Genomic DNA, 14,859 nt, shown 5'->3' with positions numbered 1-14,859 from the left:
GCTTTGAATGATGACAGTTACAGGGTACATTCTTCCAGACTGGCGGCTGGAGAAGCTGGACCGATACTTTCGTCCGACGAAGCTGAGGTGCAAAACTCAGTACCGAACGATCAGGGATATACAGCACTTCGCAGCTTACAGAGCGATAAGGCAGTTTTAAGAAGTCAGGAGGCTGCTGCCAGCTCACTTAGCAACACAGATCAAGTGAGTTTCGCTGCTGACAAAATACCTGCAGAGCAATTTATTCACTCGGTGCTTGGTGACATTCTGAAGCTGAATTACGTTGTTGCAGATGGTATCTCTACATTACAACAACCAGTGACATTAAACTTACAGCAATCGGTATCCAGCCGTAAGTTATATCTACTCAGTGCACAAATTCTGGATAGTAACGGCATCGCCATTTCTTTGCGCGACAATACCTACTTCGTTCATTCTAAGCAGGGCGATAAATCCTCATCTACGGCTATTGGTATAGGACGTAATCCTCAGGATGTACCGCAGGTAGTAGGGCAAGTGATGCAAATCGTGCCTATTAAATATGGTATGAATATAAGTCTGGAACGCACGTTAAGAGAGTTGGTTAATGCCACTATAACGCCAGACTTCGAGAAAAACATGCTATTTATCAAAGCAGAGCGGTCCGAAATTTTGCGGGCTTTAGATTTGATTGACTTGCTCGATATGCCTGCCAGCCGCGGTCGCAATGTTGGTATTTTGAGATTGACTTACGTTAGCCCTGACGAGTTCATCGACAAAGTAAGCCGGCTATTAATGTCGGAGGGAATCGCCACTGACAGCGGAGCTAACCCAAAATCTAACATAGTTCTGGTTCCCTTGGAGCAAATTGGTGCTGTAGCCCTGTTTGGCAGCGAGCCGTTATATATTGAACGGGTTGATTACTGGGCTAAGCAACTTGATAAGCCGAGTGAGGGTGCGCAAAAGCGTTATTATATTTTTCACCCACGATTTGCCAGAGCCACTGATCTGGGAGCATCAGTGGCTCCACTGATAAACCCACAGGCTGGTGGCATGGTAAACAGCTCTGGTAATCAAAGCCGCGACACCGCCAGTGCTTTTAATAGTGAAACGCCACAAACCCAAAACTCCAGGTCGCGCGGTAATAGCACCAAGCAGTCAATGACGGTGTCGAGTGAAGATATCACTATGACTGTAGATGAGCGCTCCAACACTATAATCTTTTACACCTCTGGCATTCGCTATCAGTCATTACTACCGATGATCAGGCGTTTAGACATTATGCCCAAGCAAATACTACTTGAAGCAACCATTGCAGAAGTTACGTTAACTGATGAGCTGTCTATGGGATTGGAGTTTGCGATTCAAAACGGTAAATTTGGCTACAGCACCAAAGGTGCTTTTGGCGTTAGTGAATTCGGCGGCTTACGTTTATCCTATGTAGACATTGGCAAAGAGCTGTTGGCAAATCTGAAAGCGTCTAAAACTAAGGTTAATGTGCTATCTAACCCTACTTTGGTTGTAAGGGACGGTGTGAATGCCAGTATTAATGTAGGTACCGACGTACCCACTGCCGGTAGCACCAGTATTAATCCAGGCACAGAAACACAAACAACAAATGTAGAGTACCGAAAAACTGGTGTATCGCTATCTGTTACGCCGACAATAAATGCTCAGGGCTTGGTGGTGTTGGAGATCGATCAGAAGATCTCTAATACAACAGAAGGGGGAACCTTTGCCGGTAGCCCGGCTATTTTTGAGCGTAGTTTGAAGACTGAAGTATTAGCACAAAGTGGCCAGACTATTATGTTGGGTGGGCTCATTTCTGAAAATACATCAAAATCAAATACTAAGGTTCCACTGCTTGGGGATATTCCAGGTTTAGGCGCTTTATTCCGTGGTCAGAAAGACAGCACGAGTAAAACTGAACTAATCATTCTTATTACGCCAAGAGTAATAGATCAGCCTGATCATTGGTTGCAGATAAAGAGCAAACTGGACAGTGGTTTACAACACCTTAAACTGCAGGACTAAATTTTAAGCAATAAAAACAACTTAACGACGAATAAGTAAAAATTTTGCGTTGACAAACGCTGTTTCGGTAATAGAATACGTGTAAGAATTTGGGTCGACCCACTTTCTTACTAAAACAAGAAACTAAGGCAAGACGCCGATGTGTTTCAATTTCATGAAATTGGAGATAGTTCTAATGAAGACTACTTTTAAAAAGACGTTACTGGCTGCTGCAGTTGCTGGTTTCTCTCTGAATGCAGCTGCTGCAGTCAATATCGTTGATGACAGCACTGCAATTGCGTTCTCAACTGAGCGCCTGTCAAATACAGCAACTACAGTTAATATTCCTCGTGAAAATCTGGAAGTTACATTAGGTGCTGAATACGCTGTTGGTGATATCATTAAGTTCACTTTCTCAGCTGACGCTATTGCTGCTACTCAGTTCAAAACAACTGTTACCTCTTCTGATACTCTGAACGCTGACGGTACTCCAGCAGCAAACGTAGCAGGTGCAACAGTAACTTTAGGTCTGTTAAGTTCAGATGCTACATCTGTAACTTACCGTGTAACTGAAGTGTCTGCAGCTTTAACTACTGTAGGTCAGAAGTTTACAATCGCTGCAGGCGCTAACTTTGCTGCTACTGCATCTAAGTTGCTTAATGGTTTATCAGTATCTTACGCTGCGCAAACTGCAAATGGCGTTACTATTGATGCTGGCACTAAATCAAGCTTCAAACTGGTTTACACTGCATCTGAGTTCTCTACAGCTGTTACTAAGTTAGATGCTGTTGTTGATGTAAATGACAGTCGTTTAAGCTTCACTGGTGCTACATTTACTGATGATTTGGGCGTAACTGTTGCTCAGAACGCAACTTATGATCCAGACGGTACTGGCCCTCTTGCTGCGGTTAACTTCCTGAACCCAGTTACTTACGTTTCTTCTAAATACGTAGTAAATGGTGATTTCTCTTGGGTAGTTGATAGCAACACTACTACTGCTGGTATTCAGGCTAACGCTGCAGCTGCATCTATCGCTGGCTGTACTGGTGCAACTGACGCTGCAACTGGTGTTACTTTCACTGTAGATAGCATGACATTTACTTGTACTGATACTCCTGCTACTCCAGTAACTGTTACATTTGATGTTCGTCAAGGTTTAGGTGCTAAGGCCCCAGCTGCTATCCCAGCTAGCTCTTACACTGTGACTAATACTATCAACTACACTGCAGGCACCGCACAAACTCTGGTTGTTGGTCCTAAAGATGCTGGTGCTTGGACTCTGAACGGTTCACAAGTTCGCGTTCCATATATGGTAGTAGGTGGCAGCCGTTTCGGTATCATTGCTAACGTAACTAACCACGGCAATAAAGATGGTAGCATCACTCTGGATATCTTCGCAGAAGACGGTTCAGTGATTGCTTCTAACTACCCAGCAGGTACTTCTAAAGCAGGTTCAGTAACTTCTGTTGCTCCAGCTCTGTTAGCTGCTTTAGGTGGTTCACCAGCTACTGTTACTAAGTTCTCTTTCCAGGTTACTACTAACGTACCTGAGAACGACGTACTGGTTTATGCTGCTTACACTGACAATACTACTTCAGAGCGCGCTATCGTAAATAACGACTCTAAAGTACAAGTTAAAGGTGCTAACGTAGATTAATCTACAAAGCATATTGTTCTAGAAAATCAAAGCGGGCTTTATGCCCGCTTTTTATATTTATAGAAAGCTGAGTAACTGATAAAACAGTATTTATTTAAAATAACTTGTTTTTGTCAGAAAATTTTGCAGCTTTATTTATGCTAACCGCGTATACTTCAAAGCGGACAGCAGTAAAGCCGAATTCATTGAAATGAAACACTTTAAGCCCAATTAACCTTGGGCTTTTTTTTGCCTGTTATTCCGCTCTGACCAAAGGTCAGGGTTAGATATTGTATTTGCTTCGATATACGATTGTTGTATCAGCTTGTCAGGCTTCTGTTAAGTTAGCTGTGATATAGTTCTGTCAAATTAGCTAACGTATTCTGATTAAGGTCTCACTTGAAGCTACTTAAAAAACTCTTCTATGCCCGGGCAACGGCTATGCTGGGCGATAAACTGGTAAAACTGGGCGCTGGCGCCATTCTTACGATTTTTGTCGCGCGGATATTGGGGGCCAGCGAGTTAGGTATTTACTCTATTGTTATGGCCTGGAGCGCATTTCTAGTACCGATTACCAGCCTGGGGCTTAACAATATCGTTGTGCGTCAAATGGTAAAGCATGATAGCGGCCATGACGCTATGACCATGCTATACAGTGCCGTAACGCTGCGGCTGGTATTCGGTTTGCTGGGCGGCGGTATTATGCTGCTGGCGTTTTATTTGCTCTATCCCAGTATGCTAAGCGGCAACAACGCGATAGCGATACCTGTGTTATTTTTGCTGCAAATGTTTTTTGGGTTTTTGCTGTTTGAGTTTTACCTTAACTATCAGGGCACATTCAGAAGCAGCGCTTACGCTAAATCTATCATTTCGCTGTTGAGTTTTGCCTGTAAACTGGCGCTGCTATATAGCGGCTTTGGTATCGCCAGTTTGCTATTGTTAACCGGTGTAGAGTTTTTTATCGTCGGCATGGCGCAGTACTGGTTATACCGCCATAAGCATTTGCCATATAAAGAGGGCGAGGGCCGCTGGCCGGGGTATCACCCGCGTTGGTTTAATGCCGCTCAGGCTAAGCTGCTATTAAAGCGTTCATCCTGGTTGTGGCTGTCGGGCATTGTGTCAGTCATTTACCTGAAGATAGATATTGTGATGCTAGGTGCTATGGCTGGTACTGAGCAGGCCGGTATTTATGCTGCTGCCAGCAGGCTGTCTGAGCTTTGGTATGTGTTTCCCGCAACACTGGCGGCACGCTACTACCCGGATATGATCAAAACGCACCAGCAGGGCTGGACACCTTATTACCTGAAGTTGCGTCGTTACGCCATATTATTTTTCTCCTCCGCCCTGGCTATCGCCGTGGTGATGTCTGTCAGTGCACCCTGGATAATCAGCCTGTTGTTTGGCGATGGCTTTGCCAGTGCTATTGATGTACTGCGTATTCATATCTGGGCGGGCTGTTTTGTGTTTGTTCGTTACCTGATTAGCCAGCATTTGTTGATCACAGAGCAAGAGCCATTATCGCTGTTGAGTCATGGCATAGGGGCTGTACTGAATATTGGCCTGAATTTATGGCTTATTCCGGTTATGGGTATTACGGGGGCGGCCTGGGCCACATTGATATCTTATGCGTATGCCTCGTTTTTCTTTTTGTTTTTTGCACGTAGTACCCGCAGCCAGTTATGGCAGTTGTTGCGTGCCCGTGCGCCAGAGGCCGGCAGTAAGTAGTGGATGACCGGTTGTACTTTTGTATTAACGGCGGCAATTGCTTATATGCTATTTTATGCCGCCAATACAGAATAAGAGTGCGCAACGCATGAGAACCAGGTTGGTTAGTTGGTTGCCAGTGGCATTACGCCAACGCATAAAATATTGTCTTGCTGTTACAGAGCTGGCCTTGGTGCGTTTTTGTGCCCATAACGGCTTGCTGTCTTCCGTTTACTTCACCTTATTTAGCCGGCAGTTCTATCGTGAACACAAAGCGGTGTTGCAGGGGCGATTGCAGTACGCAAAGCGTAAAGTCACACCAGGCAATAGCAGTGCGGCGCTTCGGCGTAATATCCATCGCCTGGAGAAAGGTTTGATCATGCGCCCGCGTAAACCGGTGTTTGCAGAAGCGTATATAGGTGAAACTGTTAAGGCCTATAACGCGGCTTTAAACCAGGGCCAGCTGTGCCAGCAGGAGCTGAAGTGGGCAACTGATGTACTGAGCGAATACTTTGCTGTAGTGCAGGACAATAACGTAATAGCGGTTGCCCGCAGCCAATTTACTGCTTCCAGCCATGTGGCGCCATCAGAACCCACCGCAAAAGCGGCAGTACCTTATGCTCACCATACGCTGCCGGAGAATCCGGTAAGCTATCAGCAGTTACTTACACTGTTTCAGCGCCGGCGGTCTGTGCGTTGGTATCAGCAAAAACCGGTTGAAACCGAGCTGCTGCAGCAGGCTATTCAGGCAGCTGCGCTGGCCCCTACAGCCTGTAACCGCCAGCCGTATCAGTTTTATCTGGTTAATAATGCTGAAAAAGCCGCAGATATTGCCAGCTGTGCCATGGGCACAGTGGGTTTTGCCGAGAATATTCCCTGTTTGATAGTCGTAGTGGGGGATTTGAGTGCCTATGAAGCAGAGCGCGACCGGCATGTGATCTATATCGATGCTGCGCTGGCCAGTATGCAGCTGATGTTAGCGCTGGAAAGCTTAGGGTTGCAGAGTTGCCCGATAAACTGGCCGGATGTAGAAGAGCGTGAGCAGGCAATGGCACAGAAACTTCGCCTGGATTACTGGCAGCGCCCTGTGATGTTACTGGCAACCGGCTACGCCATGCCAGAAGGTGGCGTGCCTTACTCGCAGAAGAAGCCGGTTGAGCTGTTGATTAAGGATTTATCCTGAATGTTGATTGAAGTTAAAGGTGTGCAGTTCGTCAACAAAGGTGCCGAGCTGATGTTACATGCTGTGTTGCAACAACTGCAGCGTCACTGGCCGAATGCCCAGTTAGTGTTAGCACCTAATCCGAACTCCCCCTATGCTGCCCGGGCCAGATTGGCGGCGTTGCAAAGAGTGCCGCTTCGAAAAGGCCGTATTGATTTGAATCGCTTTAGCCGGTTTATACCAAAACCGCTGCGACGCTGGTTACGCGATAATCTGGGCCTGGTATTTGCGGCTGATATTGATGTTGTGCTTGATGCATCGGGCTTTGCCTATGGCGATCAGTGGCCGCAGGCAAACTCGGCATTTTTGTCGGCAGAATTGCACCATTTTGCGGCTATGGGAAAGCCCTATATTCTGCTGCCCCAGGCGCTTGGGCCTTTTGGCCGTGCAGCTGAGCGGCAACAACTAAAACAAGCCTTACCGCTAGCGGCGCTAATTTGTGCCCGGGAAGAGAGTAGTTTACAGCATGTGCGTGATTTAACCGGCGATATAAACCAGCTAGTCCGTTTTGGCGACTTTACTAATCTGGTGCAGGGTGTGATACCTGCTTGTTACAGTGAAGGCCAGCGCAAAGTATTAATCATACCCAATGCCAATATGGTAAGCGCACGCAACCAGCGCAGTGAATGGCAACCGCATTATCTGCCGCTGCTGCACAGTGCCGTTAAGGTTATCCGGCAACTGGGGCTGGAGCCGGCGTTGTTAAATCATGAAGGTGATGCAGATGGCGCTATTTGTCAGTCGGTGCAACAGAGCGACAGCAGTATAGAAATAATAAATGAAGCCGACCCGCTTAAAGTCAAAGGTATTATCGGTGCCAGCAAAGCCGTTATTTGCTCAAGGTTTCACGGCTGCGTCAGTGCCTTATCACAGGGCGTGCCTTGCCTGGGTACCAGCTGGAGCCATAAATATGAGCGTTTGTTTGATGAGTATGGTCAGAGCGAAGCGTTACTGTCTGCCGATATAACGTCTGAGCAGTTGTTGCAAAAGTTGCAATGGGCTATCAACAATATCGATAACCAGCAGCTTGCAGAAAAACGTGCAGCGTTGAAGCTGCAAAGCGAACAGCTTTGGCAGCAGGTTGAAGCAGTTATCAACCAGAAGTTAAATATTTAGTGCTTGATGTTTGGTTGTATTTTGGTATAGTCTTGGATAAATTTTGGCGAAACGTATTTAAGGAATGGTTATGAAAAAATTATTAGTTGCTGCAGCAGCATTAGCTTTTGCTGTTAACGTAAACGCTCAGGAAGCTGCTGGTGGTGAAGGTACTATCGGTGGTGTTGCCACTTCTACTGTAGCCGCTGGTGTGGTTGGCGTAGCAGTAGCTGCAGCTATCATCTCTAACAACCGTGGCTCTTCTGTAACAGGTCCAGAAGAAGAGGTTCTGGTGTGTAATTCAGGTGACGGCTCACCGGTTAATGGTGTTTGTACAGGTGTTGTTGTAACCGGTACCGGTTCTACTACTGCAACAGCTACTTACACCTACGCAGCAAGCGTACAGTAAGTTTTTAAGTGTTAAAAAGCCGCCTGCTGGCGGCTTTTTTATTGCTGCATGCTTTACCTGCCCCCGGGGTAAAGCGGTTTAATAGCGGAAAGTGAGCCTTCATTTGTGAAAACAGCGATAAAACAGCTTATTGGCGGCAGTATACTGCTGGCGCTTACCGGTTGTGCCGGTACATACCATTCTTACCTTGATACGCTGAAACTGGCTTTTAGCAGCAATGATGATGTCAATTTAAGCCTGCAGCAGGTGAAAGCGGCACCATCAGATTTGCTCTATGTGCGTCATGGCGAGCGCGCAGTCGCAGCGATGGCATTGTTACGCCTGGAGGCCGGTCAGCACAAATGGGTGTCGGCTGATAATGCTTTGCTGATTATGGAACAGGGGCGGGTAGTGCGTACTGCCGGCTTCGAAAATGATTTGCTTTATGTTAGCAATACTCAGAATGATCAGATCCGCGATTACAAAACGATAAACCCGGCCAGCGAATGGCTGCGCCTGGCCGATTGGCAAAATGGTGAGTACGGATATCTGATTAAATCCCGTTTTACGGTTCAGGCTAATCAGTCATTATCTTTTTTTGGTCAGAGTATAAACACCACACTTATTACTGAACAACTCAGCTACGACAGCGACAGCAACTTTATTCGCTTTGACAATAGCTGGCACAACAGTTTCTGGTTCGATAGCGCCAGCGGCACCTTAATTAAAAGTGTGCAGCAGCTTTCGCCGGTAGCAGAGCCGTTTGAGATGACTTATATCAGCCGCATTGCACGTTTGTTGCCCGCAGTAACAACAGGAGCTTCTGATGAGTAAAGCTATGATTGCAGCGGCAGCGCTGTTGTTATGTTGTGGTGTCAGCCATGCAGAAGTGAATGTTGACATAAACGGGCAACGCTACAGCTACACGGATAATCCCCGCTTGGCTGAAGTATTAAAGCCTCATGCATTGCAGCAGAACTGGTATTGGTCGGCTGCTGCCTTATACCGCACCGACACGCAACGGGCAGAAAAGCTGCGCCAGCAATTACTGGCACTGGCAACTGAACTGGCACAGCAATCTGACGATGCGCAGCTGCGGGATAGTCTGGCGTTATTGCAGGCACAGGTAAACCAATGGCAATTAGCTGATCGTGTCAATATGCGCGTGGATTATGATGCGGCGACTGTTGTTCCGGCACTTAACCCGCGGTTTGATACTGGCAGTTACCGCCTGGTATTGCAGCGCAGACCGAACACAGTTTTTGTCGGTGGGGCGGTAAGGCGTGAGGTCAGTGTGCCACATCTGGGGGCCAGTGATGTGGCGGCCTATACTGCCAGCATAAAGATGACGCCTGGTGCTGATAGTGAGCAGCTGGCAATAGTGCAACCTGATGGCCGTGTTATCAAGGCGGGTATCAGCTACTTTAACCGCAGCAATACCGAGGCCATGCCCGGCGCACAGCTGCTAGTATTATTTACCGAGCCGATGTTAGATCAGCGCTTTTCCACGTTAAATACATTGCTGCAGCAACTGGCTGTTCACAGGATCCTGCCATGACAGTGTTTCGTATCCCTTTTTCTTTATCTTTAATAACACTGGCAGTTGCATCTTGTGCAGTACACGCTGCTGAAGGTAGCCGTTGGCAGCAAAGCCCGGCCGGTGTTTCTCAGATGGCGCACGGTGGGGTTGGGCTTATTCAAACGCCAACGGCACGCATGGCACCCGCCGGCAATTTGTCGATGAATTATACCGATAATGAAGAATACCGACTATGGTCGGTTAGCATTCAGCTATTCGACTGGATGGAATCAACGGTGCGCTATACCGATGTACGAAACCGTCTGTACAGCGATGACCCTAACTTTAGCGGTGACCAAACTTATAAAGATAAGGGTATTGACGTCAAATTCCGGCTGTTGCAGGAATCAACTTATCTGCCACAGGTTTCTCTGGGCATTCGCGATTTTGGTGGTACAGGTTTATTTGAAAGTGAGTTTGTCACCTTAAGTAAGAAGTGGCAGAACTTCGATTTTCATTTGGGCATCGGCTGGGGCTACCTTGGAAATAGCGGCAATATTACTAACCCGTTTTGTGAGCTGAAAGACAGCTTCTGCCAGCGACCGGAGGGGTATAACGGCCGCGGCGGGAAAATTGATTATGATCAGTTTTTTAAAGGGCCGGCGTCTTTATTTGGCGGCATTGAGTACCAGACCCCCTGGCAACCGTTGCGGCTGAAGCTGGAATATGAAGGTAATGATTATCAGCAGGATTTCGCCGGTGCACTGGCACAGGATTCCAGCTGGAACTTCGGTGCAGTGTATCAATGGGGTAACTTCGATTTTGATCTGAATTACCAACGGGGTAATACCTTAGGCTTTGGTGTGCACTATAAAATGAATTTACACACTGTCAGCCAGTACAAAGTGAAGCCTGCGCTGCGCACTATACCTGAGCAAATTACCCGCACCGAGATCACTGACCGCGATGCGTTGCCCAAAGCCTTACTGCATGAGGCAGGTTTTGCTTTACAAACAGCCCATATGACCGATGACGAATTTGTGATCTACGGCCAACAACTGGCCTACCGCGATCACGACGAGGCGATAGAGCGCATTGGGCGGGTGCTGGCAACCGAAGTACCGGCACATATCAAGCGCTACCGTGTTGTAAACTATGGCGGTAACCTGCCGTTGGTTGAGACGGTGATTGAAGCAGAGCAATTTATTGCCGCAACACGTTATGACTCACTACAACATGAGGTAAAGTCGACTTATATACGCCAGGCACCTGAGCAGCAGACACTGGACTATAGCTCAGCGCCTTCGCAGACAGGTTTCTTTGCTGGCTCTGAACTGTTCTGGATCCAGACGTTTGGTAATCCGGAAGCGTTTTATATGTATCAGGCCGGTGTCTTTGCTAATGCCGGCTACCGCTTGACAAATAATCTGGTGTTGAACGGTACCGCAAAGGTAACCTTACTTGAGAACTTTGATAAGTTTAATTACACAGTTGATGCGCAGCAGACACCGTTGCCAAGGGTGCGAACTTACATGCGTGAATATGTCACCGGCAGCACCTTGTCGATGGAAAACCTGTATTTGCAGTGGCAAGACCAGGTGTTGCCTGACGTCTACGCTCAGGCTTATGGCGGTTATCTTGAGACGATGTTTGGTGGTGTTGGTGGTGAAGTGTTGTACCGGCCGGTAGATTCTAACCTGGCGATAGGTTTTGACGTTAACTACGTTCGCCAGCGCTCGTACGAGAACGAGTTTGATTTTTTTGACTATAAGACCTTTACCGGCCACGTTAACATCTACTGGAAACCGGAGTTTTTGCCTGATACGCAGCTGACCTTCAACATTGGTCAGTTTTTGGCAAAAGACAAAGGAGTAAATGTGGATTTTGCCAAGCGTTTTGACAGTGGCATTGTTGTTGGTGCTTATGCCGCCTTTACCAATGTGTCGTCTGAAGAATACGGTGAAGGCAGCTTTACTAAAGGTTTCTATCTGTCTATCCCGTTTGATTTATTCTCGCTTCGGCCATCAAAAGGCAGGGGCCGGTTACCTTGGGTACCGATTGCCCGTGATGGTGGCCAGCCGCTGAACCGGCCATCGACGTTAATCGATGCGACTGAGCAGCGCTCACCGTTTTATGATTAACGAATAAAAAAAGGCGCTTAACGCGCCTTTTTTTATTGCCACAACTGCTTACTTAATGTGGCGACATCCGTTGGCGTGTCTGCCAGCAGCCAGTCACAGATGGCTTTGGCCACATTGGGATAGTGCACAAACTGCTGGCTGCTTTGGCTGCCAAGCCAGTTGGCGACGATACTGCTGTTGAGTGTATCAGAGCGCGTTGCCAGTCGCAGTTGCTGTAAGGCGAGGGCGTTGGATTGTTGCTCCATCTGCCCCTGCAGCGGTTTTACCATAATACGTTTTTTCAATTGCAGCGCTTCGCTTATCAGCTCAAAACCGGCATTGCTAAGCACATAGTTGCAGCTGGCTAAATCAGTTTTAAACGGCTTAAGTGCCAGTGGATGAGTGTGAATATGCCCCAGCGTCGCTTTGCTAAGGCCGGGGCCATATACGCTAAACTGATACTCTGTTAGCGGCTTTAACATATTGACGACCTGGTTTTGATCTTCAAATGGCAGATACACCAAGACCTGCTGCTCATTCTGTGCAACATCGTGTGGCTCTTCATCAATAATCGGCGGTAGTATAGGCTGATTAAAATGATGCCAGTGCAGGCCAAGTTGATACTGGGCCGGAGCGAAGTGTTTAAACACCAGTCGGGTCATCGGGGTGGCATGCTCCATGGGGATATTGTGCAAAAAGGCATACTGATGACCAAAGGCTATGCTGCGTTTGTGCTGCAATCTGGCGGCATGCGCGGTAATGGGCTCAAAATCGGTTAGGACCAGATCGTAACTGCTTAAATCCAGTGCTTTGATGTCCTGCTGCAGCGTTCTGACTGAAGCCTGCCAGAAAGTTTGCCAGTAGTTCACTTTACCGGCCTGGGTGACAAAGGTTAAACCGCGTTTTACCTGATACTGGCCAAACTGCTGCATATCAAACAGTTGATCCGCCGGCCGGCCGGAAAACAGATAATCTGTCTGCACGCCAGCGGCCGCCAGATACTTCCCCATAGCGCGCGCTCTGCTGATATGTCCATTACCGGTTGCCTGCACGCCATAGAGAATTTTCATAAGCTACTCCGTTTGTTTATCCTGCCATACCAGCGCTTTAAAATGCGCACGGCACATTGATACATAACTTTCGTTGCCGCCAATCTGCACTTGTGAGCCCGCCGTCGCTGCCTGGCCATTTTCATCAAGCCTGACGACAAAGTTCGCCTTACGGCCGCAGTGGCATATTGTTTTCAGCTCTATCAGTTTATCGGCCCAGGCCAACAGCGCCTCGCTGCCGGCAAAGGTTTCACCGAGAAAATCAGTACGCAGACCAAATGCCAGTACCGGCACCCTTAATTCATCTACCACATCAGTCAGCTGGCGTACCTGCGCTTTGGATAAAAACTGCGCTTCATCAATCAGCACACAATCGAGCCTGCCTTGTGCTTTTAACTGTGTAATATGGGCAACAAAATCAAAGTCAGGGTCAAAAATATGTGCATCCATCGCCAGACCAATGCGCGAGCTGACTTTGCCTATACCGAAGCGGTTATCCAGCGCTGCAGTATAAATAGCCACTGTCATACCTCTTTCCTGATAGTTATAAGCACTTTGCAGTAACGAGGTCGATTTACCGGCATTCATTGCCGAATAATAAAAATATAATTGCGCCATGGCGTCACCTGATAATAAAGACGACGCAGTATAACAACATCACAAGGCAAAATATAAAGGCCGGATATGACAAAATTAAGACGCTGGCATCTTTTGCTGCACTGCTTTAAGCTTCGCCGGATTAAATAAGGAGCTGATAATGGAAAAATTTATACTGATACCGGTCTTTGTACAGGTATTGCTGACTAGTGCTGTGATGATTTTGATGGGGCGGCGCCGGATCCGCTCGGCCAAAAATAAAGAAATCAGTATTTCCGCGTTTAAAACCATGAACCTGACCGGTGCGAATGAGCAGGTTATTGCCACCAGCCGCAACTTTGACAATCAGTTCCAAATGCCAATGCTGTATATGTTCAGCGTGCTGTTTACGCTGCAGCTGGGGCTGGCTGACATTGCTTACGTGGTTTTAGGTGGGCTTTATGTCGCGCTACGTATTGCCCATACCATTATTCATACCGGCAGTAATAAAGTGCGGCTGCGCTTTAATGTATTTTTAATCAGCTGTGCTGTGCTGTGGGCAATCTGGATCCGGCTGATAATACAGGCGCTGCTGGCGTAAGCGGTGTCGGCCTATCTTTTACTCTTTGCCAGCGGTTTTATTGCCGCTACGTTATTTCCGGCCTCCAGTGAAGCCTTAGTACTTACGCTACAGGCAAAAGGCTACGCTCCCTGGGGGTTATTTATTGCCGCAACCAGCGGCAATACATTGGGGGCTTGTGTTAACTGGTATCTGGGGCAGCATTTAGTAAAGTTTCAACATAAACGCTGGTTTCCGCTGTCGCCTGGCGCACTGGAAAAAGCCCAGCGGCAGTTTCAGCGGTTTGGTAGTTGGAGCCTGCTGTTTTCATGGCTGCCAGTGCTTGGTGATCCGCTGACACTGGTCGCTGGCGTGCTGAAAGTGCGTTTTACGCTGTTTTTACTGCTAGTCGCAAGCGGAAAAGCATTGCGTTATGCGCTGTTACTATGGTTTGGCGTAGCAGTATTTGCCGAATAATTATTGGTAAAACTGCTGCGGATCCGTCATCATTAGCGCAATTAAGACTGAATAACGGGAAGCTACCATGGAATACCAACTCACTGCTGAAGAATTAAACCGTATCACCGCGTTAGATGCAGAACAGCGTTACGCTTACTTTATTCAGGCTGTGGCCGATTTAGAAAAAATCTGGATCCTGACAGATGACGAAGGCTTTGTACTGGTAAGCGCTGAAGATGAGCGTTGCATCCCGGTTTGGCCACATGCAGAACTGGCAGAGCAGTGGATAGAGGGCGAGTGGTCACACTGTACAGCGCAGGCGGTTGACGTAGATACCTGGCTGGACAAATGGACATCAGGCTTAAATGGCGACGAGCTGGCAATTGCGGTACTGCCGGATACCGATGGCCCGGGCGTAGTGGTACTGCCGGATGAACTGGCCGAGACGCTGATTAACGAAATGCAGGAAGATTAACTGACTAAGAACCAGAGTGTTCTAAACTGACCGTTGGAGCCCTGGACGGGCGGAAACGAGCCCCC

At 47.7% G+C, this 14,859-nt stretch carries 14 protein-coding genes; 12 read left to right on the top strand and 2 right to left on the bottom strand.

Annotated features, from left to right (window positions below):
• Window positions 1-204: 204 nt before the first annotated feature.
• From LHL18_RS03565 to LHL18_RS03525, 9 genes are all read left to right on the top strand, one after another.
• Complete coding sequence (locus LHL18_RS03565) at window positions 205-2,013, top strand: type II secretion system protein D (RefSeq protein WP_226765798.1); 1,809 nt, start codon at window positions 205-207, stop codon at window positions 2,011-2,013.
• 154 nt (window positions 2,014-2,167) lie between these two features.
• Entirely contained in the window at window positions 2,168-3,649 is a 1,482-nt protein-coding gene (locus LHL18_RS03560) for a hypothetical protein (protein ID WP_226765797.1), read from the top strand.
• A 378-nt stretch (window positions 3,650-4,027) separates the two neighbouring features.
• Entirely contained in the window at window positions 4,028-5,353 is a 1,326-nt protein-coding gene (locus LHL18_RS03555; protein ID WP_226765796.1) for a flippase, read from the top strand.
• An 88-nt stretch (window positions 5,354-5,441) separates the two neighbouring features.
• Complete coding sequence (locus tag LHL18_RS03550; protein WP_226765795.1) at window positions 5,442-6,515, top strand: nitroreductase family protein; 1,074 nt, start codon at window positions 5,442-5,444, stop codon at window positions 6,513-6,515.
• On the top strand, window positions 6,516-7,670 hold the full coding sequence (locus LHL18_RS03545) for a polysaccharide pyruvyl transferase family protein (protein ID WP_226765794.1): 1,155 nt from the start codon (window positions 6,516-6,518) through the stop codon (window positions 7,668-7,670). It begins immediately after the preceding gene.
• Between the two features lie 70 nt (window positions 7,671-7,740).
• Window positions 7,741-8,058 carry a hypothetical protein gene (locus LHL18_RS03540; RefSeq protein ID WP_226765793.1) on the top strand — a complete coding sequence of 106 codons (318 nt, stop codon included), beginning with the start codon at window positions 7,741-7,743 and terminating at the stop codon, window positions 8,056-8,058.
• Between the two features lie 105 nt (window positions 8,059-8,163).
• A complete protein-coding gene (locus tag LHL18_RS03535; RefSeq protein ID WP_226765792.1) occupies window positions 8,164-8,871 on the top strand; it encodes a YjbF family lipoprotein in 708 nt (235 codons plus the stop codon).
• Window positions 8,864-9,595 carry a capsule biosynthesis GfcC family protein gene (locus tag LHL18_RS03530; RefSeq protein WP_226765791.1) on the top strand — a complete coding sequence of 244 codons (732 nt, stop codon included), beginning with the start codon at window positions 8,864-8,866 and terminating at the stop codon, window positions 9,593-9,595. Before LHL18_RS03535 ends, LHL18_RS03530 begins: the two co-directional genes overlap by 8 nt.
• The gene (locus tag LHL18_RS03525; RefSeq protein WP_226765790.1) at window positions 9,592-11,697 is read left to right on the top strand and encodes a YjbH domain-containing protein; all 2,106 of its coding nucleotides are present in this window, start codon (window positions 9,592-9,594) and stop codon (window positions 11,695-11,697) included. The genes LHL18_RS03530 and LHL18_RS03525 overlap by 4 nt, the downstream gene beginning before the upstream one ends.
• 32 nt (window positions 11,698-11,729) lie before the next feature.
• Here the strand turns inward: LHL18_RS03525 and LHL18_RS03520 are convergent, their stop codons facing one another.
• Window positions 11,730-12,746 (bottom strand): MJ1255/VC2487 family glycosyltransferase, encoded by a 1,017-nt coding sequence (locus LHL18_RS03520; protein ID WP_226765789.1) that lies wholly within the window; start codon window positions 12,744-12,746, stop codon window positions 11,730-11,732.
• Between the two features lie 3 nt (window positions 12,747-12,749).
• The gene (locus tag LHL18_RS03515) at window positions 12,750-13,343 is read right to left on the bottom strand and encodes a thymidine kinase (RefSeq protein ID WP_134053957.1); all 594 of its coding nucleotides are present in this window, start codon (window positions 13,341-13,343) and stop codon (window positions 12,750-12,752) included.
• A gap of 139 nt (window positions 13,344-13,482) precedes the next feature.
• Between LHL18_RS03515 and LHL18_RS03510 the strand changes: the two genes are divergently transcribed.
• From LHL18_RS03510 to LHL18_RS03500, 3 genes are all read left to right on the top strand, one after another.
• Window positions 13,483-13,902, top strand: a complete 420-nt coding sequence (locus tag LHL18_RS03510; RefSeq protein WP_226765788.1) for an MAPEG family protein — start codon at window positions 13,483-13,485, stop codon at window positions 13,900-13,902.
• Between the two features lie 3 nt (window positions 13,903-13,905).
• On the top strand, window positions 13,906-14,337 hold the full coding sequence (locus tag LHL18_RS03505; protein ID WP_226765787.1) for a YqaA family protein: 432 nt from the start codon (window positions 13,906-13,908) through the stop codon (window positions 14,335-14,337).
• Window positions 14,338-14,404: 67 nt separating this feature from the next.
• Window positions 14,405-14,794, top strand: coding sequence for a DUF2750 domain-containing protein (locus LHL18_RS03500; RefSeq protein ID WP_134053963.1), 390 nt, complete (start codon window positions 14,405-14,407; stop codon window positions 14,792-14,794).
• The last annotated feature ends 65 nt before the right edge of the window (window positions 14,795-14,859 follow it).

Origin of the sequence: Rheinheimera aquimaris (genome assembly GCF_020531985.1) — a bacterium.
GTDB classification, from domain to species: Bacteria; Pseudomonadota; Gammaproteobacteria; order Enterobacterales; family Alteromonadaceae; genus Alishewanella; species Alishewanella aquimaris.
Note: the sequence above shows the minus strand (reverse complement) of the source record. Positions and strands in the feature narration are given on the sequence as shown.

Bases quoted from the DNA above. Each gene is read 5' to 3' on its own strand.
- LHL18_RS03560 (WP_226765797.1), top strand. From the start codon at position 2,168: ATGAAATTGGAGATAGTTCTAATGAAGACTACTTTTAAAAAGACGTTA.
- LHL18_RS03550 (WP_226765795.1), top strand. From the start codon at position 5,442: ATGAGAACCAGGTTGGTTAGTTGGTTGCCAGTGGCATTACGCCAACGC.
- LHL18_RS03545 (WP_226765794.1), top strand. From the start codon at position 6,516: ATGTTGATTGAAGTTAAAGGTGTGCAGTTCGTCAACAAAGGTGCCGAG.
- LHL18_RS03540 (WP_226765793.1), top strand. From the start codon at position 7,741: ATGAAAAAATTATTAGTTGCTGCAGCAGCATTAGCTTTTGCTGTTAAC.
- LHL18_RS03530 (WP_226765791.1), top strand. From the start codon at position 8,864: ATGAGTAAAGCTATGATTGCAGCGGCAGCGCTGTTGTTATGTTGTGGT.
- LHL18_RS03525 (WP_226765790.1), top strand. From the start codon at position 9,592: ATGACAGTGTTTCGTATCCCTTTTTCTTTATCTTTAATAACACTGGCA.
- LHL18_RS03520 (WP_226765789.1), bottom strand. From the start codon at position 12,746: ATGAAAATTCTCTATGGCGTGCAGGCAACCGGTAATGGACATATCAGC.
- LHL18_RS03515 (WP_134053957.1), bottom strand. From the start codon at position 13,343: ATGGCGCAATTATATTTTTATTATTCGGCAATGAATGCCGGTAAATCG.
- LHL18_RS03510 (WP_226765788.1), top strand. From the start codon at position 13,483: ATGGAAAAATTTATACTGATACCGGTCTTTGTACAGGTATTGCTGACT.
- LHL18_RS03500 (WP_134053963.1), top strand. From the start codon at position 14,405: ATGGAATACCAACTCACTGCTGAAGAATTAAACCGTATCACCGCGTTA.